The 20,296-nt window shown below is 63.5% G+C and carries 27 protein-coding genes; 2 read left to right on the forward strand and 25 right to left on the reverse strand.

The features are described from left to right. The 20 genes from rplX to ACLQ6X_RS15875 form a co-directional block, all read right to left on the reverse strand. A partial coding sequence (gene rplX, locus ACLQ6X_RS15780) for a 50S ribosomal protein L24 (protein WP_411701107.1) occupies positions 1 to 357 on the reverse strand: 357 nt, incomplete at its 3' end. A gap of 2 nt (positions 358 to 359) precedes the next feature. Further along, on the reverse strand, positions 360 to 728 hold the full coding sequence (rplN, locus tag ACLQ6X_RS15785; protein WP_411701108.1) for a 50S ribosomal protein L14: 369 nt from the start codon (positions 726 to 728) through the stop codon (positions 360 to 362). Further along, positions 729 to 1,028 (reverse strand): 30S ribosomal protein S17, encoded by a 300-nt coding sequence (gene rpsQ, locus ACLQ6X_RS15790; RefSeq protein ID WP_188511390.1) that lies wholly within the window; start codon positions 1,026 to 1,028, stop codon positions 729 to 731. A gap of 2 nt (positions 1,029 to 1,030) precedes the next feature. Then, the gene (gene rpmC, locus ACLQ6X_RS15795) at positions 1,031 to 1,363 is read right to left on the reverse strand and encodes a 50S ribosomal protein L29 (RefSeq protein ID WP_411701109.1); all 333 of its coding nucleotides are present in this window, start codon (positions 1,361 to 1,363) and stop codon (positions 1,031 to 1,033) included. Next, positions 1,363 to 1,782 carry a 50S ribosomal protein L16 gene (gene rplP, locus ACLQ6X_RS15800; RefSeq protein WP_188511388.1) on the reverse strand — a complete coding sequence of 140 codons (420 nt, stop codon included), beginning with the start codon at positions 1,780 to 1,782 and terminating at the stop codon, positions 1,363 to 1,365. Before rplP ends, rpmC begins: the two co-directional genes overlap by 1 nt. A gap of 2 nt (positions 1,783 to 1,784) precedes the next feature. After that, on the reverse strand, positions 1,785 to 2,579 hold the full coding sequence (gene rpsC, locus ACLQ6X_RS15805) for a 30S ribosomal protein S3 (protein ID WP_188511387.1): 795 nt from the start codon (positions 2,577 to 2,579) through the stop codon (positions 1,785 to 1,787). Next, entirely contained in the window at positions 2,579 to 2,944 is a 366-nt protein-coding gene (gene rplV / locus ACLQ6X_RS15810) for a 50S ribosomal protein L22 (RefSeq protein ID WP_411701110.1), read from the reverse strand. The genes rpsC and rplV overlap by 1 nt, the downstream gene beginning before the upstream one ends. Continuing rightward, positions 2,944 to 3,225 carry a 30S ribosomal protein S19 gene (gene rpsS, locus ACLQ6X_RS15815; RefSeq protein WP_188511385.1) on the reverse strand — a complete coding sequence of 94 codons (282 nt, stop codon included), beginning with the start codon at positions 3,223 to 3,225 and terminating at the stop codon, positions 2,944 to 2,946. The genes rplV and rpsS overlap by 1 nt, the downstream gene beginning before the upstream one ends. A gap of 12 nt (positions 3,226 to 3,237) precedes the next feature. Next, entirely contained in the window at positions 3,238 to 4,077 is an 840-nt protein-coding gene (gene rplB / locus ACLQ6X_RS15820; RefSeq protein ID WP_411701111.1) for a 50S ribosomal protein L2, read from the reverse strand. 17 nt (positions 4,078 to 4,094) lie between these two features. Continuing rightward, positions 4,095 to 4,394 carry a 50S ribosomal protein L23 gene (gene rplW, locus ACLQ6X_RS15825; RefSeq protein WP_184232715.1) on the reverse strand — a complete coding sequence of 100 codons (300 nt, stop codon included), beginning with the start codon at positions 4,392 to 4,394 and terminating at the stop codon, positions 4,095 to 4,097. Then, on the reverse strand, positions 4,391 to 5,059 hold the full coding sequence (gene rplD, locus ACLQ6X_RS15830; RefSeq protein ID WP_411701112.1) for a 50S ribosomal protein L4: 669 nt from the start codon (positions 5,057 to 5,059) through the stop codon (positions 4,391 to 4,393). The genes rplW and rplD overlap by 4 nt, the downstream gene beginning before the upstream one ends. A 4-nt stretch (positions 5,060 to 5,063) precedes the next feature. Continuing rightward, positions 5,064 to 5,717 carry a 50S ribosomal protein L3 gene (gene rplC, locus ACLQ6X_RS15835; RefSeq protein WP_188511382.1) on the reverse strand — a complete coding sequence of 218 codons (654 nt, stop codon included), beginning with the start codon at positions 5,715 to 5,717 and terminating at the stop codon, positions 5,064 to 5,066. Between the two features lie 10 nt (positions 5,718 to 5,727). Further along, entirely contained in the window at positions 5,728 to 6,036 is a 309-nt protein-coding gene (gene rpsJ, locus ACLQ6X_RS15840; RefSeq protein WP_021010896.1) for a 30S ribosomal protein S10, read from the reverse strand. A 517-nt stretch (positions 6,037 to 6,553) separates the two neighbouring features. After that, positions 6,554 to 7,483, reverse strand: a complete 930-nt coding sequence (locus ACLQ6X_RS15845) for a hypothetical protein (RefSeq protein ID WP_411701113.1) — start codon at positions 7,481 to 7,483, stop codon at positions 6,554 to 6,556. Positions 7,484 to 7,747: 264 nt separating this feature from the next. Next, positions 7,748 to 8,941: an elongation factor Tu gene (gene tuf, locus ACLQ6X_RS15850; protein WP_411701114.1), complete on the reverse strand. Its 1,194-nt coding sequence runs from the start codon at positions 8,939 to 8,941 to the stop codon at positions 7,748 to 7,750. A 154-nt stretch (positions 8,942 to 9,095) separates the two neighbouring features. Further along, positions 9,096 to 11,213: an elongation factor G gene (fusA, locus tag ACLQ6X_RS15855; protein ID WP_411701115.1), complete on the reverse strand. Its 2,118-nt coding sequence runs from the start codon at positions 11,211 to 11,213 to the stop codon at positions 9,096 to 9,098. 90 nt (positions 11,214 to 11,303) lie between these two features. Then, positions 11,304 to 11,774, reverse strand: a complete 471-nt coding sequence (gene rpsG / locus ACLQ6X_RS15860; protein WP_130981948.1) for a 30S ribosomal protein S7 — start codon at positions 11,772 to 11,774, stop codon at positions 11,304 to 11,306. After that, a complete protein-coding gene (gene rpsL, locus ACLQ6X_RS15865; protein ID WP_184232704.1) occupies positions 11,774 to 12,148 on the reverse strand; it encodes a 30S ribosomal protein S12 in 375 nt (124 codons plus the stop codon). The genes rpsG and rpsL overlap by 1 nt, the downstream gene beginning before the upstream one ends. A gap of 270 nt (positions 12,149 to 12,418) precedes the next feature. Further along, on the reverse strand, positions 12,419 to 12,856 hold the full coding sequence (locus ACLQ6X_RS15870; protein ID WP_411701116.1) for a DUF6121 family protein: 438 nt from the start codon (positions 12,854 to 12,856) through the stop codon (positions 12,419 to 12,421). A gap of 22 nt (positions 12,857 to 12,878) precedes the next feature. Then, positions 12,879 to 13,823 carry a hypothetical protein gene (locus ACLQ6X_RS15875; protein WP_411701117.1) on the reverse strand — a complete coding sequence of 315 codons (945 nt, stop codon included), beginning with the start codon at positions 13,821 to 13,823 and terminating at the stop codon, positions 12,879 to 12,881. A gap of 146 nt (positions 13,824 to 13,969) precedes the next feature. On the opposite strand from ACLQ6X_RS15875, the gene ACLQ6X_RS15880 reads away from it, so the two are divergent. Both ACLQ6X_RS15880 and ACLQ6X_RS15885 read left to right on the forward strand, forming a co-directional pair. Then, positions 13,970 to 14,200, forward strand: a complete 231-nt coding sequence (locus tag ACLQ6X_RS15880; protein ID WP_411701118.1) for an AsnC family protein — start codon at positions 13,970 to 13,972, stop codon at positions 14,198 to 14,200. Further along, the gene (locus ACLQ6X_RS15885; protein ID WP_411701119.1) at positions 14,197 to 15,171 is read left to right on the forward strand and encodes a serine hydrolase domain-containing protein; all 975 of its coding nucleotides are present in this window, start codon (positions 14,197 to 14,199) and stop codon (positions 15,169 to 15,171) included. The genes ACLQ6X_RS15880 and ACLQ6X_RS15885 overlap by 4 nt, the downstream gene beginning before the upstream one ends. 76 nt (positions 15,172 to 15,247) lie before the next feature. Here the strand turns inward: ACLQ6X_RS15885 and ACLQ6X_RS15890 are convergent, their stop codons facing one another. The 5 genes from ACLQ6X_RS15890 to ACLQ6X_RS15910 all read right to left on the reverse strand — a co-directional run bounded on the left by ACLQ6X_RS15890 (position 15,248) and on the right by ACLQ6X_RS15910 (position 20,121). Next, entirely contained in the window at positions 15,248 to 16,039 is a 792-nt protein-coding gene (locus ACLQ6X_RS15890) for a hypothetical protein (RefSeq protein WP_411701120.1), read from the reverse strand. Further along, entirely contained in the window at positions 16,036 to 16,539 is a 504-nt protein-coding gene (locus ACLQ6X_RS15895; RefSeq protein WP_411701121.1) for a hypothetical protein, read from the reverse strand. The genes ACLQ6X_RS15890 and ACLQ6X_RS15895 overlap by 4 nt, the downstream gene beginning before the upstream one ends. 167 nt (positions 16,540 to 16,706) lie before the next feature. Then, positions 16,707 to 17,756: a type IV pilus assembly protein PilM gene (gene pilM / locus ACLQ6X_RS15900; RefSeq protein ID WP_411701122.1), complete on the reverse strand. Its 1,050-nt coding sequence runs from the start codon at positions 17,754 to 17,756 to the stop codon at positions 16,707 to 16,709. Positions 17,757 to 17,783: 27 nt separating this feature from the next. Next, positions 17,784 to 18,614: a prepilin peptidase gene (locus ACLQ6X_RS15905; RefSeq protein WP_411701123.1), complete on the reverse strand. Its 831-nt coding sequence runs from the start codon at positions 18,612 to 18,614 to the stop codon at positions 17,784 to 17,786. Continuing rightward, complete coding sequence (locus ACLQ6X_RS15910; protein WP_411701124.1) at positions 18,607 to 20,121, reverse strand: hypothetical protein; 1,515 nt, start codon at positions 20,119 to 20,121, stop codon at positions 18,607 to 18,609. Before ACLQ6X_RS15910 ends, ACLQ6X_RS15905 begins: the two co-directional genes overlap by 8 nt. Positions 20,122 to 20,296: the final 175 nt, after the last annotated feature.

Raw genomic sequence — 20,296 nt, forward strand, 5'->3', positions numbered from 1 at the left:
GAACTTCTCTCCGGACTTCTTCGCGTAGCGCACGCGCACGGTCTTCTTGACGCCGTTCTTCTCGACGACCTCTTGCTTGAATCCGACTCGGGTCGGCTTCTTGGTCTTCGGGTCGACGAGCTGGACGTTCGAGATGTGGATTGGCGCCTCATGCTGCTCGACGCCACCGGTCTTCGTGCCGCGCTGGGTCTGTCCGACCTTGATGTGCTTGGTCACGAAGTTGATTCCCTCGACGAGGATCTTGTTCTTGTCGCCCAGGATCTCGATCACTTTGCCCTGCTTGCCGCGGTCTCCGCCGCGGGCCTGCGTTGGCCCCGTGATGACCTGCACCAGGTCGCCCTTCTTGATGTTCGCCATGACTAGATGACCTCCGGTGCCAGCGAGATGATCTTCATGAACTTCTTCTCGCGAAGCTCACGACCGACCGGGCCGAAGATGCGGGTACCGCGGGGGTCTCCGTCAGCCTTCAGGATCACTGCGGCGTTCTCGTCAAACTTGATGTAGGAGCCGTCGGAACGGCGGGTCTGCTTGTTCACGCGAACGATGACGGCCTTGACGACGTCACCCTTCTTGACGTTGCCACCGGGGATTGCGTCCTTGACGGTCGCAACGATGACGTCGCCCAAGCCGGCGTAACGACGGCCGGAGCCACCGAGAACGCGGATGGTGAGCAGAACCTTGGCGCCGGTGTTGTCGGCGACCTTAACTCTGGATTCCTGCTGAAGCATTTACTTGGCCTTCTCTACGATTTCGACGAGGCGCCAGCGCTTCGTGGCACTGAGGGGGCGGGTCTCGCTGATGAGAACGGAGTCGCCTACGGCGGCAGCGTTCAGCTCATCGTGAGCCTTGACCTTCGAGGTGCGGCGGATGACCTTGCCGTACAACGGGTGCTTTACGCGGTCCTCGACCTCAACGACGATGGTCTTCTCCATCTTGTCGCTGGTGACGACGCCGCGGCGGGTCTTACGGTAACCGCGAGCGAGCTCGGCAGTCTCGACCACGGGGGTCTTCTCTTCGGCTTTAGCCATGACTATGCCTCCTTCGTCTCATCGGTGGCGGGCGCCTCGGCAGCAGCCGAGTCATCCGTCTTCTTGGTCTTCTTTGCCTTGGTCTCCTTGGCAGGAGCCTCCACGGCAACGGGGGTTGCCCGAATGCCGAGCTCGCGCTCACGGAGAACCGTGTAGATGCGGGCAATGTCGCGCTTCACGGCGCGCAGGCGGCCGTGGCTCTCGAGCTGGCCGGTGGCCGACTGGAAGCGCAGGTTGAACAGCTCTTCCTTGGCCTTCTTCAGCTCGTCTACGAGTTGCGTGTCTTCAAAAGTGTCGAGCTCGGTTGGTGCGAGCTCCTTGGATCCGATCGCCATTATGCGTCGCCCTCCTCGCGCTTGATGATGCGTGCCTTGAGAGGCAGCTTGTGAATGGCGCGAGTCATCGCTTCGCGAGCAACTTCCTCGCTGACGCCGCTGAGCTCGAAGAGCACGCGACCCGGCTTGACGTTGGCAACCCACCACTCGGGCGAACCCTTACCGGAACCCATGCGGGTTTCGGCCGGCTTCTTCGTGAGCGGACGGTCGGGGTAGATGTTGATCCACACCTTTCCGCCGCGCTTGATGTGACGCGTCATGGCGATACGAGCGGACTCGATCTGGCGGTTGGTGACATACGCGGGCGTGAGAGCCTGGATGCCGTACTCGCCGAACGAAACCTTCGTACCACCGGTCGCGTGGCCACTACGGCCGGGGTGGTGCTGCTTGCGGTGCTTGACCTTGCGTGGAATCAACATGGTTACGCCTCAACTCCTGCTGGTGCCGCCGCCGGAGCCTCTGCCTTGGGGGCAGAGTTGCGGGGGGCGCGGCTGTCGCGGCGGTCTCCGCCACGGTCGTCGCGACGCTCGGGGCGGGTCGACTTCTGGTTGGCCTGCTCGCGAGCAAGCTCCTTGTTGGTGATGTCACCCTTGTAGATCCAGACCTTCACGCCGATGCGGCCGAAGGTGGTCTTTGCCTCGTAGAAGCCGTAGTCGATGTTCGCGCGAAGCGTGTGCAGCGGCACGCGGCCTTCGCGGTAGAACTCGGAACGGCTCATCTCGGCGCCACCCAGACGACCGCTGACCTGGATGCGGACACCCTTGACGGTCGACGTGCGCTGAGCACCCTGCATGCCCTTACGCATCGCGCGGCGGAAGGCCACACGTGCGGTGAGCTGTTCGGCGATTCCCTGGGCAACAAGCTGGGCTTCTGCTTCGGGGTTCTTCACCTCGAGGATGTTGAGCTGGATCTGCTTGCCCGAGAGCTTCTCGAGGTCGGTGCGGATGCGCTCGGCCTCGGCGCCACGGCGACCGATCACGATGCCCGGACGGGCGGTGTGAATGTCGACGCGAACGCGGTCACGGGTGCGCTCGATCTCGATACGGGCTACGCCCGCACGGTCGAGGCTCGTCTTGAGCAGGTTGCGGATCTTGATGTCCTCGGCGACGTAGTCGCTGTAACGCTGTCCGACCTTGGTGCTGTCAGAGAACCAACGCGACACGTGGTCGGTCGTGATTCCCAGACGGAAGCCGTAAGGATTTACTTTCTGGCCCATTACTTCTTTCCTTCATCCGGAGTGGTCAGGACGATCGTGATGTGGCTCGTGCGCTTAAGGATCTGGAAGGCGCGGCCCTGTGCACGCGGCTGGAACCGCTTCAGGGTCGTTCCCTCGTCGACGAAAGCTTCGGAGACGAACAGGTCCTGGTCGTCGAGGAAGGCGTTGGCTGCGTCAGCCTTGACTCGTGCGTTGGCCATTGCCGAGGCAACGAGCTTGTACACGGGCTCGCTCGCACCCTGGGGTGCGAACTTCAGGATGGCCAGAGCTTCAGCCGCCTGCTTGCCACGGATGAGGTTGACTACACGACGAGCCTTCGTGGGGGTTACGCGAATGTGCTTCACGCGAGCGATGGACTGAACCATTAGCGGCGGCGCCCCTTCTTGTCGTCCTTCACGTGTCCACGGAAGGTGCGGGTGGGCGAGAACTCGCCGAGCTTGTGGCCCACCATGGATTCGGTGACGAACACCGGAATGTGCTTGCGGCCGTCGTGCACCGCAATGGTGTGACCGAGCATGATCGGAATGATCATGGAACGGCGCGACCAGGTCTTGATTACGTTCTTGCTCTTGGCCTCGTTGGCGACAACTACCTTGCGAAGCAGGTGGTCATCGACGAAGGGGCCCTTCTTCAGACTGCGTGGCATCTTCTACAACTCCTACTTGCGCTTCTTGCCGACATTGCGGCGACGAACGATGAGCTTGTCGGACGGGAGGTTGCGCTTACGCGTGCGACCTTCCTTCTGGCCCCAAGGGGTGACGGGGTGACGTCCACCGGACGTCTTACCCTCACCACCACCGTGCGGGTGGTCAACCGGGTTCATGGCAACACCACGAACGGTCGGGCGTACGCCTTTCCAGCGCATGCGGCCGGCCTTACCCCAGTTGATGTTCGACTGCTCGGCGTTGCCGACCTCGCCGATCGTGGCGCGGTTGCGCACGTCGACGTTGCGGATTTCACCCGATGGCAGACGGAGCTGCGCGTAGGGGCCGTCCTTGGCGACGAGACGAACGGATGCACCGGCGGAACGTGCCATCTTGGCGCCGCCGCCCGGGCGGAGCTCGATCGCGTGGATAACGGTACCGACGGGGATGTTCTTCAGCGGAAGGTTGTTACCCGGCTTGATGTCGGCCGAGGGGCCCGACTCGATGATGTCGCCCTGGCTGAGCTTGTTCGGAGCGATGATGTAGCGCTTCGTACCGTCAACGTAGTGCAGCAGCGCGATGCGAGCCGTGCGGTTGGGGTCGTACTCGATGTGAGCGACCTTGGCGTTCACGCCGTCTTTGTCATTGCGCTTGAAGTCGATGACGCGGTACTGGCGCTTGTGGCCACCACCGATGTGACGGGTCGTGATGCGGCCGGCGTTGTTACGGCCACCGGTCTTGGGCAGGGGACGAAGCAGCGACTTCTCCGGCGTCGATCGGGTGATCTCGGCGAAGTCGGCGACGGACGAACCGCGACGACCCGGGGTAGTGGGCTTGTACTTGCGAATAGCCATGAGTTTCTCCTCGTTCCCTAGCCGACAGCCGTGAAGATGTCGATGGAACCGGACTTCAGGGTGACAATGGCACGCTTGGTGTCTTTGCGCTTTCCGAGTCCGAACTTGGTGCGGCGGGTCTTGCCCGTGCGGTTCAGGGTGTTGACCGAAGCGACCTTGACGTTGAAGATCTTCTCGATAGCGAGCTTGATCTCGGTCTTGTTCGCGCGGGGGTCAACGACGAAGGTGTACTTGCCGTCATCGATCAAGCTGTAGCTCTTCTCAGAGACAACAGGCGAGATCACGATGTCGCGAGGATCCTTTTGCGTGGCGGTCATGCGCTGACCTCTTCCTTGGACTTGTTGTTGAAAGCAACGAACGCGTTGAACGCACCTTCGGTGAAGATGATGTCGTCGGAAACGACGACGTCGTACGCGTTGAGCTGGTCGTAGGGGAGCACGTGAACGGCCGGGATGTTACGGACGCTCTTGTAGCTCAGCTCGTCGTCACGCTCGAGAACGATCAGAACGTGCTTGGCCGGCGCGATGGTCGCGAGCAGGCTCACGATCGCCTTCGTCGAGGGAGTCTGGCCAACCGACAGCGAGTCGATGACGTGGATACGCTCGCCGCGTGCGCGGTCGGAAAGTGCACCGCGCAGTGCTGCCGCGATCATCTTCTTGGGGGTGCGCTGCGAGTAGTCGCGGGGGTGGGGTCCGTGAACGATGCCACCACCCTTCATCTGGGGGGCGCGGATCGAGCCCTGACGAGCGCGACCGGTTCCCTTCTGCTTGAAGGGCTTACGACCAGCACCGGAGACTTCACCACGGCGAAGCGTGTTGTGCGTACCCTGGCGAGCCGCTGCGCGCTGCGCGACGACGACCTGGTGGATGAGCGGAACGTTGGTCTGGACGTCGAACGTTTCGGCGGGAAGGTCGACCGAGCCGACCTTCTTGCCGCTGGTGTCGATGACGTCGAGCGTGGCTACGCCAGCTGTTTCTGCCATGGAACTACGCTCCCTTCACTGCGTTGCGGACGAATACGAGACGGCCCTTGGCGCCGGGAACGGCACCCTTGACCAGGATGAGGCCCTTCTCGAGGTCAACTGCGTGGACCTTGAGGTTGAGGACGGTGACGCGCTCGCCACCCATACGGCCGGCCATGCGCATGCCCTTGAACACGCGCGAAGGCGTGGACGAGGCACCGATGGAACCGGGCTTGCGGTGGTTGCGGTGCGAACCGTGCGAGCTGGAGACACCCTTGAAGTTGTGACGCTTCATAACACCGGCGAATCCCTTGCCCTTGCTCGTGCCGACGACGTCGACGAGCTGGCCGGCGGAGAAGATGTCGACTGCGATCTCCTGGCCGAGGCTGTAGTCAGCTGCGTCCGCGGTGCGGACCTCGGTGAGGTGACGGCGAGGCGTGACGCCTGCCTTGTCGAAGTGACCGGTGGCCGGCTTGTTCGACTTGCGGGGGTCGATCTGGCCGTAGGCGATCTGAACGGCTGCGTAGCCGTCGATCTCCTGCGTGCGCAGCTGCGTCACGACGTTGGGAGAGATCTCCACGACGGTGACGGGAACGAGCTTGTTGTTCTCGTCCCAGACCTGGGTCATGCCGAGCTTGGTGCCGAGGAGGCCCTTTGTGCTCTTGTTGTTGTCAGCCATTGGATCCCCCTTACAGCTTGATCTCGATGTTGACGTCGGCCGGCAGGTCGAGACGCATGAGCGAGTCGACGGCCTTGGGCGTCGGGTCAATGATGTCGATGAGGCGCTTGTGCGTGCGCTTCTCGAAGTGCTCGCGGCTGTCCTTGTACTTGTGAGGCGAACGGATTACAACAACCACGTTCTTCTCGGTGGGCAGCGGCACCGGTCCGACGACGGTCGCGCCGGCGCGGGTAACGGTGTCGACGATCTTGCGCGCCGAAGAGTCGATGACCTCGTGGTCGTACGACTTAAGTCGAATGCGGATCTTTTGTCCCGCCATGTCTGACTCTCTCTCTGTATCGCATCGTGGCCTGCGCCTTGTAGTACCGGGTTGGTACGTGCGCAACTATTGGATGCGGTCGTGCTGGTGCTGTCATCGCTTCCCGGCCGGTAACGCGGGGCCCTCGCGGGCACACACGTCTCCTAGGTGACGGGAGGTCGATTTACGCTGAGTTCTTCTCCCCGCGGCCTAGTCGCCTTACCCGAACGAGTCGGACTATGCACTGCCTGGGAGTGATCCGCGCGTCCGTGGACGGCGAAATGTTGAACTAGACGAGTTTGCCACACTCTTCACCCTCGTGCAACCCGGGCGTGTCGCACTCGGCGTGTCGGCTTCTGCCGCGGATTCTCGCGGTTCCGGCGCGATGCGCGGCTGCCGGATGCGCCTCCCCCGCGGCCCCTCCACGGCACCTCGCGTGGCGAGTTTCCCGCGCCGCGCTGCGTCTGCGCCGTATGGGGTCACCTGCGCGTGCGCGCCCGTGCGCAGGTGACCCACGGTGGCGCAAACACCGCTGCGGTCATGCGGTCGGGAGGCCCGCCGCCACCAGATGGCGCCTGAGTGCTTCGGGCTGGATCGCGGTCTGCCACCCCCACCTCGAAACGTCGGGTCCCGTCGCCCGGATGCGATCCGCGCGCTCTTTCTCGTCGAGGAGCACCTGCTCGAGGCTGCGACCCTTCTTGAATGCCGGGTCGGTGTACTTCGACCGGCCATCCGCCTCCCCCACAAGACCGTGCTTCGGCCAGTAGAACTCGCTGTAGCCGATGAGGCCACGATAGTCGTCGAATCGGTGTTGAAGCTCGGGCGCCGGAAACCCGATGATGCGCATGTTGACCCTACTGACTGATTCGAGGGGCGAGTCCGCTTCCGTTACGGCGAACTCGAAAGCATTCCGGGCGCGAACGTGGCCGCGGAACGGCATGTGGGCGTTATAGGTTCGCCAGAGTTCCTCGGTGGTCAACAGTGTCGGCGAGATGTTCTTTCGATCAATGTGAAGGGCCCGGTCTAGAGCAGTGACGCTGGCCAGCTCGGGCTCGGCGACTGCCAGGTCCAGAACTGTGCGCGCAATCGATGTCACCAACAGACCGTCGATCTCGACCACATCGCCGTCAGCGAGGTGTGCGGAATGGCGCACGACGTCGCCACTCGAACGGCCGCCCGAGGTGACGCCGGCGGTGAAGTGAACGGAGCCCGGCCAGGGTTCGAGAGCGGGGAGACCGTGGATGGCGGCGGCCGAACGGTGGGAGAGCACGGCGCGGTGCCGCCTCGTCTCTACGACGGCACGGATCTTCACGAGGTAGCGTTCGCGCGCCCCCAGCGCAGTCCACTCCCCCGCATCGACGTACGCACCGCCCGCGATACGTACTTCGCTGCCGCGCAACGCATTGCGGGCGTGCTTGCGCCGGAAGTCGTACACCTCGTCGAGGTGCCGCGCGAGAGTTACTTTCACCGGATCATCCGCCACACCCGTAAGCCTGCGCCGGAGGCCGCGGCTGATCCACCGACATGTGCCACTCGGTGCACTATCCGCCTCGGCACGGCGCCCGGAAGGAGAGGGTGGCCGCGATGTCTGCGCAAGCCTGGGACGTCTGCGCAGGGGCGCCATCGCGCAGGTGACCCAATGCCACGCAGACACCGGCGGCGCGACGGCGGCGGGGGGCACGCAAAAGGGCCCGCAGCGCTAGCGCTGCGGGCCCTCTAGTAAAGCGGGGTACTACTTGATGATGGTTGTAACCGTTCCAGCACCAACCGTGCGGCCACCCTCGCGGATGGCGAAACGCAGGCCCTCTTCCATGGCGATGGGCTGAATCAGCTCAACGGTCATGTCGGTGGTGTCGCCGGGCATTACCATCTCGGTGCCCTCGGGCAGCGTGATGACGCCGGTGACGTCGGTGGTACGGAAGTAGAACTGCGGACGGTAGTTCGCGTAGAACGGGTTGTGACGGCCGCCCTCTTCCTTGGAAAGGATGTACGCGGTACCGGTGAAGTTCGTGTGAGGGGTGACCGAGCCGGGCTTGACGACAACCTGGCCACGCTCGACGTCTTCACGCTTCGTGCCGCGGAGCAGCAGACCACAGTTCTCGCCGGCCCAAGCCTCGTCGAGCTGCTTGTGGAACATCTCGATACCAGTGACCGTGGTCTTCTGGATCGGGCGAATTCCAACGATCTCGACATCGGAGTTGATGGCGAGCGTGCCACGCTCGGCGCGGCCCGTGACGACGGTTCCACGACCGGTGATCGTGAAGACGTCCTCGATCGGCATGAGGAACGGCTTGTCCTTGTCGCGGATGGGGTCGGGGATGGACTCATCCGCGGCGGCCATGAGCTCCAGGATGGAGTCTTCCCACTTGGCGTCACCCTCGAGAGCCTTGAGGCCCGAAACGCGGATAACGGGAGCGTTGTCTCCGTCGAAGCCCTGGCTGGAGAGGAGTTCGCGAACCTCGAGCTCGACGAGCTCAAGGATCTCTTCGTCGTCAACCATGTCGGACTTGTTCAGCGCGACCATGAGGTACGGCACGCCGACCTGCTTGGCGAGAAGAACGTGCTCACGGGTCTGAGCCATGGGGCCGTCGGTCGCTGCAACCACGAGGATCGCACCGTCCATCTGAGCGGCACCGGTGATCATGTTCTTGATGTAGTCAGCGTGACCAGGAGCGTCAACGTGAGCGTAGTGACGCTTCTCGGTCTCGTACTCGACGTGCGAGATGTTGATCGTGATACCGCGCTGGCGCTCTTCCGGAGCCGAGTCGATCGACGCGAAGTCGCGCTGAACGTTCGTTGCGGAAGGGAACTTGTCGGCGAGAACCTTGGAAATCGCTGCAGTGAGCGTGGTCTTTCCGTGGTCAACGTGACCGATGGTTCCGATGTTTACGTGCGGCTTGCTCCGCTCGAACTTGGCCTTAGCCACTGGGTCCTCCTCAGGACTCGGGTGCTAGGCATCCGATTTTCAAAGATTGGAAATCGGATGCTTCGCGACTTGGTGTGTACTTATGTTACTCGGGCGAGTGACGCCAAAGCACAGGGCCGCAGATTGCCGCGGTCTCTTGTGGTGAGTGGTGTTACTACTCGCCCTTGTTCTTCTGGATGATCTCGTCGGCGACCGCGCGGGGCACCTCGGAGTAGCTGTCGAACGTCATGGAGTAAACAGCACGTCCGGAAGTCTTCGACCGAAGGTCACCAACGTACCCGAACATCTCCGACAGTGGCACGTTTGCACGAATCACCTTGACGCCGGTGGCGTCCTCCATCGACTGGATCTGCCCGCGACGCGAGTTCAGGTCGCCGATTACGTCGCCCATGTACTCCTCGGGCGTGCGAACCTCGACGGCCATCAGCGGCTCGAGCAGAACGGGCTGTGCCTTACGAGCGGCTTCCTTGAAAGCCATCGAGCCCGCGATCTTGAACGCCATTTCGGACGAGTCAACATCGTGAGCGGCACCGTCGAGGATGATTCCTCGAACGCCGACCATGGGGTAGCCGGCGAGAACGCCGACAGCCATGGAAGCCTGGAAACCAGCGTCGATCGAGCCAATGTACTCGCGGGGGATACGTCCACCGGAGACCTTGTTCTCGAACTCGTAGATCTTGTCGGGAGTGACCTCCATCGGCTCAAGCGAGATCTGCACCTTAGCGAACTGACCCGATCCACCGGTCTGCTTCTTGTGGGTGTAGTCGTGCTTGTCGACCACGCGACGAATCGTCTCGCGGTAGGCGACCTGGGGCTTGCCCACGTTCGCCTCGACGTTGAATTCGCGCTTCATGCGGTCGACCAGGATGTCGAGGTGAAGCTCGCCCATTCCCTTGATGACCGTCTGGCCGGTGTCGACGTTCTGCTCCGTGCGGAACGTGGGGTCTTCCTCGGCGAGCTTCTGGATTGCGACGCCCAGCTTTTCCTGGTCCTGCTTCGTCTTCGGCTCGATGGCGACCTCGATGACGGGCTCCGGGAACGTCATCGACTCGAGAACGATCTGGTTCTGCGGGTCGGTGAGCGTGTCACCGGTGGTCGTGTCCTTGAGGCCGATGACCGCGTAGATGTGGCCGGCGGTGATCGAGTCGATCGGCATTTCCTTGTTGGCGTGCATCTGGAAGATCTTTCCGATGCGCTCCTTCTTGCCCTTGGTCGCGTTCATCAGCTGCGCACCCGAGTCGACGTGACCGGAGTACACGCGGATGTAGGTGAGACGACCGAAGAACGGGTGAACGGCGACCTTGAAGGCGAGAGCAGCGAACGGCTCCGAAGCGTCGGGGTGGCGGACGATGATCTTCTCTTCGTCGCGCACGTCGTGACCCTCGGTGGCCGGCACGTCGAGCGGGCTGGGGAGGTAGTCCACAACGGCGTCGAGCATCGGCTGAACGCCGCGGTTCTTGAACGCGGAACCGCAGAGCACGGGGTAGATCTGGCTGGTGATCGTCAGGCCACGGATGGCCTTCTTGATCTCGGCGACCGAGAAGTCGGTGTCGCCCTCCATGAAGCGCTCGAGGAGCGCGTCGTCGGTCTCGGCGACGACCTCGAGCAGGGTCGCACGGTACTCGTTCGCCTTCTCGACGAGGTCGGCGGGGATCTCTTCGATGGCGTACTTGGCGCCCATCTCGACGTCACCCTTGGAGTCTCCACGCCAGGTCAGCGCGCGCATCTCGACGATGTCGACGACACCCTCGAAGCCCGACTCGAATCCGATCGGGATCTGGATGACGAGCGGCTTCGCGCCGAGGCGGTTCACGATCGTGTCGACGGTGTAGTAGAAGTCCGCGCCGAGCTTGTCCATCTTGTTGACGAAGCAGATGCGGGGAACGTCGTACTTGTCGGCCTGGCGCCAGACGGTCTCGGACTGGGGCTCAACGCCCTCCTTGCCGTCGAACACCGCGACAGCGCCGTCGAGCACGCGGAGCGAGCGCTCCACCTCGACGGTGAAGTCGACGTGGCCGGGGGTGTCGATGATGTTGATCTGGTTGTTGTTCCAGAAGCACGTCGTGGCAGCGGACGTGATCGTGATGCCACGTTCCTGCTCCTGCGCCATCCAGTCCATCGTCGAGGCGCCGTCGTGGGTCTCGCCGATCTTGTGGTTAACGCCGGTGTAGAACAGGATGCGCTCGGTGGTCGTCGTCTTGCCAGCATCGATGTGAGCCATGATGCCGATGTTGCGGACCTTGTTCAGGTCGGTGAGCACGTCTTGTGCCACGGAGTTCCTCCGAAAGAGATTGGGTAGATGGGTGGAGCAAACATTCGAAGTGGCGGGTGCCGCGGCATCCGCCACTTCAAAAGGAGCTGTTTACCAGCGGTAGTGCGCGAAGGCCTTGTTCGACTCGGCCATCTTGTGAGTGTCCTCGCGACGCTTCACCGCGGCGCCGAGGCCGTTCGATGCGTCGAGGATCTCGTTGGTGAGGCGCTCGGTCATGGTCTTCTCACGACGACCCTTGGCGTAGCTCGTGAGCCAACGCAGGGCGAGCGTGTTGGCGCGGTGAGGCTTGACCTCGACCGGCACCTGGTAGGTCGAGCCACCGACGCGGCGGCTGCGGACCTCGAGGGTGGGGCGAACGTTGTCGAGGGCCTTCTTCAAGGTGACGACGGCGTCCTGGCCGTTCTTGGCCGACACGCCTTCGAGCGCGCCGTAGACGATGCGCTCGGCGAGGCCCTTCTTGCCATCAAGAAGGATCTTGTTGACGAGCTGGCTGACGATGGGGGCGCCGTAGACCGGATCGGCTACTACGGGGCGCTTGGGAGCTGGACCCTTGCGAGGCATTACTTCTTCTCCATCTTCGCGCCGTAACGGCTGCGAGCCTGCTTGCGGTTCTTGACGGCCTGGGTGTCCAGGGCGCCGCGAACGATCTTGTAGCGAACACCGGGGAGGTCCTTTACGCGACCGCCGCGGACCAGGACCATCGAGTGCTCCTGGAGGTTGTGGCCTTCACCGGGGATGTAGGCGGTGACCTCGGTGCCGTTGCTCAGCTTGACGCGAGCGACCTTGCGCAGGGCAGAGTTCGGCTTCTTGGGGGTCGTCGTGTAGACGCGGGTGCAAACACCGCGCTGCTGCGGGTTGCCCTTGAGGGCGGGCGCCTTGGTCTTGACGACCTTCGGGCTGCGTCCCTTACGGACCAGCTGCTGAATAGTGGGCACTAAGTAACTCCTTGTAATAACTGCACGGTGACAGTTGCATGATGGTTAGCATTCGAGAGAACCTTGCAGTTCATCTCGAGTTCATCTGGACCCGGCAGATGCCGGGTATGCCGTGGGGGGGCGATCGTGAGATCACACCCTGAATATGCGAGGTACGTGGCTACCGGCGCCCAAGTGGGCAGACAGGAGCGCACGACAAAGCGCACACCTGCAAAATACTATCCCCGGTAGGCCCGGCGGTCAAATGGGTTTCTCCTGCAGCGCAACGGCTCAGACCCGCCGCGTACCGGCCCAGACGGCCACCACGGCGATGCCGCTCAGCAGTGCCGCACCGAGCACGAACGGGCTGGGGCCGTACGCCCCGACGAAGAGCACGAGCCACGAGACATCCGCCCGGATGAGCGAATACCCGACCGCACCGATGCCCAACATGACGATATAGACGGATGCCGCGGCAGCGAGCCCGGCGCGGGTGGGCGCCGACCGTCCGCGCACGCGCAGCAGGGCGACGAGCGTGACCAGGCAGGCGCCGAGCACCATCGCGGGGCCGAGCAGCGGACCGGCGTCGCGCTGGGCTATCGCGTCAGCGTCGAGGCCGAGGCTCAGGAAGCCCCAGAGTGCGATGACGGACGCCGCGTAGGTGACCGTCGCGAACACCGGCAGCATGCGCGGGTCGGGCGGAGGCGGAAGCGGCGGCGGGTCACCCATCGGGAGCTCAGTACCCGCGCGCTCAGTACCCGCGCGTCTGGGCCTGCTCGCGCTGGAACGCCTCGAGGGCCTCGGTGTTGCGTGCCTTGAGCTTGCGTCCGCGGCTGGCGATGATGGCGCCGGCCCAGATCGCGACCTCGCGGGCGACCAGGGCGGCCGCGATGGTGAACGGGCTCACCGTTCCGAGACGGAACTGCTCGGCCGCCTCTGAGGGCGTGAGCAACACGACACCGTTGACGACCAGCACGGTGGCGATGGTGCCGAAGTAGACGAACAGCGCGACGACGAGGCTGCCGATGACGTGGGCCCACCAGCCGGCGCGGTTGAGCAGCAGTGCGAGCACCACCGAGCCGACGAGGAAGAACAGCGCGGGCACGTAGAACGCGGTCTGGGCGAGGAAGTCGACGAACAGCTCGTTCGAGCGGGAGCTGTAGATGATCGTCATGACGATGGCCAGCACGATCAGGAAGACGACGGTCGCGGCCAGCGAGATGAGCACGCCGAAGCCGCGGTTGTTCTTCTCGACGGGCTCCTGCGGCTTGTTGACGTAGACGACGTTGGGCTGCGCGGGCGCGGCTGCTGCCGTTGCCGCGGGGGGCGTGACGGGTGCGACGTAGGGTGCCTCGCGGGGCGCCTCTTCGACGACGGCGGTGTCGCGCTGGGTCGCGGGCTCTTCGGGGGCGTACTCGGCCTCCTCGACGACGATCTCGTCGTGCTCGGCCGGGGGCGTGGAGTACTCGGTGGTCTTCGGCTCTTCGTCAACGGTCGCGACGACCGGCTCTCCGGTGTCGACGAGGCTGTCGTATACGGGGCTGTCGTAACCGGGCGTGCTGTCGGTGGGCGTCTCGTAGCCGGGAGCGCTGTCGGTGGGCGTGCTGTTCGTAGGGGTCTCTCCGGTCGGGGTCACGGGCGTCTCGCCCGTGTTGTTCGCGGCGGGGGTGTTGGGCTCGTCGGTCTTGTCGGCCATGAAGTACTCCTCTAACAGGCCCCGAGCGGCCATCCAAATTGGTCGTGTCACTCTACCAACGGATGTCTGCGGCGAGGCAGAGGCTAGCCGGTGGGGTTAAGATCCCCGTTGACGCCGTTCGCAGCGGTCAACTACGGTTGACCGCTATGGATATGGTCGACCTCGCCCGACTGGTCGGGACACGCGCAGATGACCCGCTGGAAGCACTGCGCGCCCTGAAGAAGCTACGACTCGAGCTGGCACGCGCCGAGACGGTGCTGGTGCACCGCGCACGCACGAGGGGCCTGACCGGCGTGCAGATCGCCGAGGCCTTGGGCGTCAGCAAGCAGGCCGTGCACAAGAAGCACGGCGGGCGACGATTCGACGGTGCGTCGTGACCGACGTCACCGCGGGCGACATCGAGCTCGTCGCACGGCTCGACGGCCTCGTGAGGCCTGGCGCCCCGGCCGCCGCGGCCGTCGTCACTCCCGCGGGGTCGACCCTTGCCGCGCGGGCCGCCGGGCTGACGTCTGACTTCGAGATCGGGTCGGTCTCGAAGGGCGTCACCGGGCTCCTCTACGTCGACGGGCTCGCGCGGGGCGAGATCACACCCGACACGACCCTGGGCGACCTGCTCCCGCTGGGCGATTGCCCGGCGGCGGCCGCGACACTCGCCGCGGTGAGCGCTCACCAGTCGGGGCTGCCTCGCCTCCCCCGCGCCTCGCGCGTGCTGAGGAAGAGCGTCGACGTGTGGCGCCACGGCAGCAACCCCTATGGCGAAAGTCTCGACGAGCTGCTCGCGCAGACCCGCGCAACCCCACTCGGCTCGGCCCGGCCGCGCTACTCGAACCTGGGGTTCGAACTGCTCGGGCACGCGATCGCCGCGGCCGCTTCGACGACCTATGCCGAGCTGCTGCGCGAACGTATCGTGCAGCCCCTCGGCCTGCCCGACACCTATGTGCCGGCGACCCCGGACCAGGTGCGATCCGACGCGGTCGACGGCTCCGCCAAGAACGGGCGACCGAGACAGCCGTGGACGGGCGAGGCACTCGGCCCGGCCGGCGGCATCCGATCGTCCATCACCGACATGGCGCGGCTGACCGCGGCGCTCCTCGACGGATCCGCCCCCGGCATCGACGCGCTGACTCCCACGTCACGGTTCGGCCCGCGCGTGCAGATCGGCGCCGCCTGGATCACGATCGAGATGAAGAAAGGATGGACCGTCACGTGGCACAACGGCGGCACGGGCGGCTTCCGCTCCTGGATCGGCCTCGACCGCGAAGCCGGAACCGGCGTCGTCGTGCTCTCGGCGACCACTGCCTCGGTAGACCGGGCCGGCTTCGCCCTGCTCGAGAACGCGCGGACCTGACGGGGCCGACCGCCGAATAGAACCGCGGATGCCCCGGGGTCGCCGTTTCGGCGACCACGAGGCATCGCGGCTCGGGCTACGGCGCCGGGGTCTCCGTGGGCGCGGGCGTTACTTCCGCGGCGGGCGGCTCCGTGGGTGCCACGGAACCCGTTTCCGCTTCCTCGAGCGCCGCTGCAGCTGACGCCTTGGCCGGATCGATCAGCACGTAGATAAACCCGTCAATTTTGGTCTGCAGAGGCTTGGTCTGTTCTCCGCTCGTCGCGGGCGCGTCACTGGCCTGGAGAGTAGAGGCGATTCCGCTCACCAGGAAGAGACGCTCTCCGCCTTGTAGTGCCCCGATGAAGGCTCGAGCGGCATCATAGGGGCCGGATACTGTGACGCTCATTGGCACGAGGATGAAATTCTCATCGTTGATCAGTGCCGACTCGGGCTGGTCGGTTTCCGTCGAGTTTGTCACCTCACCGCTCTCGGCGCCTGTCGGTTCGGGGTCCGTCTCTGCGCCTTCTGCTGCCGCCGTCGCCGGCAGGTATACCGTCGGAATACCCGGTTCCACTCCTGCCACGCTCACGCCAGTCGCCGCCGCCAGTTCGGTGACATTTCGAATAAAGGAAGTGAGTTCGATCGAACTCGGCAGGGCAACCTGCAGCTCGGCCATTTCAGCTCTGCGCTCGGCAAGTTTCTCGTATCGCTTCTTGAGACTCGCGATCGCGGCCTCGTGTGCGGTGTTCTGCTGGACGACCTGAGCAGTCTGCTTCGACAGAGTAGACGCCGCATCGAAATTTGGTGCCATTCCGAGGAACCAGCCGAGGGCCACGACTACGGCTACGACGACCGCCGTACCGGCGATCCAAGTCCTGTTGGTGATCACTGGGCCTCCTCCTGGATCGGGGCGAACCGATTGGCGAGCGCATCCTTATCAATGTGGATCGTCATATCCAGCGTGTAGTCACCCGCGTCGCTCATCGCAATTGCCGTTGGATAGGCATCGACGAATCCTGGTATCTCCGCGAGGTTGTCGAGCCAAACCGCCACGTCGGGAAGAGCCTTCGCGGTGACTGCAAACACGATTTCCGCCATCCGCTCGCCCTCAAGGGGATTTCCGGGGATGGAAAAAACGGTCAGCGGGGTGGCGCTAGCGACCGTCACGGTCTGAACCGTTGACCCGGCCGGGAGGGTGGCCTGCAGTCCTCCAAGGTAGTTCTCCCAGTCGATCTCGGTCGAGGTGCCGATAATTCGTGCTTCCTCGGCTGTAGCGACCTGCGCGTCGATGGTGCTGATCTCTGAGTACTTCTTTTGTTCGTCAAGCAGGTCAAAGGTGCGGTCGTTGGCAGCCGCGAGCTGACCTGCGCTCGATCCGACCGACACCACGGACAGAACGTATCCTCCCGCTACAAGAAGAGTGGCAATGACCGCCAACCCGACGATGTTTCTCCGCTGAGCTTTCGTTCGGGCGTCCGCCCGTATTTCCGGCGGGAGTAGGTCGACCCGAGGAGATCCGCCGATAGTCAGAGCGGTATCAAGGCGCTTTGCGGGGCTCATGCGGCACTTCCCAACGCGAGGCCAAGTGCGACTGTCATGTCTTGCCTTTCGTCAGCCGAGAGCAGCGCAACCGCTGGGGACAGGTCGATCGCGTCGAATGGCAGCGCCGGCACGACCTGAATGCGCAAGAGCGCGCTGAGCGCCTCCGCCAGGCCCGCCAAGCGGGCCCCGCCGCCGGTGAGAACGACTGCCTCGACCGGATCGCTGTTTCGGGTATTTACAAAGTAGGCGATGGTGTTCCGCAAACTGTTGAGCAGCTCCGCCACGTTCTCGTTGATGACCTCGACGGAGCGCTGTTCGGTTAGGGAGTTGACCGGCGCCATGCTGTAGCCCCGAGCGCGTTTTGCGGCTTCGGCATCCGCTGGGCTCAGTTCGACTCGCGTTACTAATGCACGCGTCAGGTCGTCGCCGCCAGCTGCGATCATTCGGACGAATTGCGGCACCCCGTTTGTCGTGACGACGACGTGCGTGGTACTGGCTCCTATGTCAATGAGAGCCACCGATCCTTCTGTCGCCCGTGATCTGACAAGTACGCGCGTCAGAGCGAATGGCACGAGGTCGACCTGGACTGGTGACAACCCCGCTTGGCGCACGGCGTTCACATTGGCCAGAACCGATTCCTTGATGGCGGCGATAAGAAGCCCGTGCACGACCGGACCATTCTCCCCCACCCCCTCAGAGACCGGATAGAAGTCGAGCAACGCGTCGGCCACAGGAACGGGCAGCATCTCTTGTACGTGAAATGGCAGTGACTCGCGGATCTGTTCGATCCCGGCTTTGGGCACCGTGAAGTCCCGGGCGAGGACCCGGTTGTTCCCCATCCCCAAGATCACCTTCTTTGACTTGAACCCGCCGGCAATCCATAGCTTCTTGATGCCTTCCGAAACAGTGTGCAGTTCACGCACTTCCCCGCTTCGAACCGCGCCTTCAGGAAGTGACAACTCGGCCACCCTCACGACCGTTGGCCGCGGTTTGTCGGCGTTGACGACCTCGACGGCTCGCAGACGGTCGCGACCGATATCGAGTCCTACGACTGAAGAAACCACGTTATTCCCCTACCCTTGCCACATTAATCACAGAAGCCCGAACAGAGTCAGGTAACCGCCGAAGATTCGATCGCCGGCGATGATTCCGACCCACGCGCCCACAATCATCCATGGGCCAAACGGAATTCGGCTTTTGCGTCCTGCTCTACCCGCGATAACCAACCCCAGTGCGAAGATACCGCCCAGCGCAAACGGAGCGAATGCACCCACGGCAACCTGCCCCCAACCGAGCCATCCGAGCATCATTCCGAGTACTCCGGAGAGCTTCACGTCACCGAACCCCATCCCGCCGCGGTACCCAAGCGAGAGGATTAGATAGAAGGAAAAAAATGCTGCACCAGCTAGCGCGGCTGTAAGGAGAGCCTGGTATTCAGCGGTGAATATGGATGACGCAACAAGCAAGACGCCGCAGACGATATACGACGGCAGCACAATCTTGTTAGGCAGGCGGTGCGTATCTATGTCGATAAGCGACAAGCTGATCGATGCAGCCGCGAGATATAGATATGCCACCAGCGTCAGCGAGAACGCCACGACGCTCGGAACCGAGGAACCGACGTCAAGACCACCGCGAAGCGCCCACAAGGCGATGCCGGCAAACGCAACGGCCGTGAAAAGTTCTACGGCTGGATAACGCCAGGAGATTGTGGCCTTGCAGTCGCGGCATCTGCCTCGCAGTAAGAGCCACGAGACGACCGGAATGTTGTCCCATGGCCGGATCGGCGTTTCGCAACTAGTGCAGTGACTCGCGGGAAATCTGATCGATTCGTTGCGCGGCACACGCCACACGACGACATTGAGGAACGACCCGATGAGCGCACCGACGATTCCTACACCGGCGACGAGCAGGCTAACCAATTACTGCCGCGTTTCGGGTGTACTCAAGCTTGTACACGGGTGGGGTCCCGGCTGGTGGCCCGTTGGACCCCGTGGTCAGGTCAACTCCGGGGAGTCCCATACCGACGTGGGTCATAGTCGCGCCGGCGTCGACTGAAGCAGAACCAGCGAAGATTTGTCCGCGAAGCTGGATGCCAGACCCTACCGTGACCTTGCAGGGGGTATAGATCATGGTCGAAATGTTCGCCAGTGGCGCGAAGGTGAACCCGCCGTCGACGTTGAAACCCCACCCGGTAGGGCAGGCCGCAGGAATATGGTCTTTGACCGCGTCGGGGGTAATCAGCCACAGCTTGTGGGCGGCAGTCGAGGTGAATCCGCCGCTGCCAGTGAGGTTGAACTTTTTCGACACGAGCACGAGATCATTGCGGAGAGGGAGCTTGTCGCTGCCACCGATGGTGAGGCCGTTGGTGCAGTTCATCGCGTTGATGATGCCTTTGCCGCCGGCGAGGCTGATGCTGGCCGCTTGAAGGGCGTTCCAGTCACAAGTGCCGCTCATCGTCACTACTGCGAACCCGTCCCAGTCAGTCGCGACGAAGTCGAAATCCACCCAGTCAGGAACAAACGGGGCAGCGATAGCGACCGGCCCGGCGGCCGGACGGGCCGGCGCCGCCGGCCCAGCACCGGGGCCGGTAGGGACGATGGTCACCCCGCCGCGCGCGCCGCCCGCACCGTTCTTCGCCTTCGCCCTGATGGAACCATCGATTTGGTACGAGGCATCATCGATGATGGTGAAGGTGTCTGATGCCCACGCGCTGCCTTTGATATTGCCGCCCGCTGAGTTAATTGTCTTGGCTGTCACGTTGCCAGCAATGTCTTGGCCGTAGCTCGCCACCACGCTACCTGTCGCCCACGCGCTACCTGCCATCTTCCCGCCGCCAGAGAAGGTGATATTTCCGCCACTGATGACATTCCGGGACATTTCAATCGAGATTGACGTGTTGCCGGTAGCCCAGACGCTGCCTGAAACCGAACCGTTATTGACCGCGAGGGTTCCGTTTGCCGTTATGTTGCCGACGATGTTCGCCGAGGTGGACACGCTGCCGGTGGACCAGATGCTGCCGCCGACGCTTCCGCCTCCTATTGATATCGGACCGGAGATAACACTGCCGGTGATGGTGGCGGTGCCAAACGTGGTTGTTCCTGGCGACCAGACGTTGCCCCCCACCTTGCCGTTTTCAATAGTGACAGCGGCAGCCGTCACATTGCCACTAACGGCGACCCCGCCCCGTATCGTCACGGTTCCGGAGGCCCACACATTGCCGGTCACGTTGCACGACCCGTCGAGAACCAAGTTGCCACCCGCGACGACGAGGTCGCCTTCCATTCCAGCCGCACCGCTGCAAGAGACATTTCCGGTCTTCACGAAGACGTTCGGGCTCGTGGCGTCGCCGGCCACAAGCCTGCCGGCGCCACCGAATCCGTTTGACGAGTAGGAGTACAGCGCCGGCCCGGTGGGCGTGATCGTCACCGGTGCAGCTGACGCTGAGAATACGGCCTCGACTGAGCTCGAGTTGTTGCCCGACTGGCCAGCCACGGCCGATGCCTGCGCAACTCCGGACGACAGCACTCGAACACGCTCGGCGGAGCTGAGCGGACATCCTTGCACCCACCCTGATCCCTGGGGGCGCCAGATTGACGCTGAA

The organism is Conyzicola sp. (assembly GCF_046714715.1).
GTDB lineage: Bacteria > Actinomycetota > Actinomycetes > Actinomycetales > Microbacteriaceae > Conyzicola.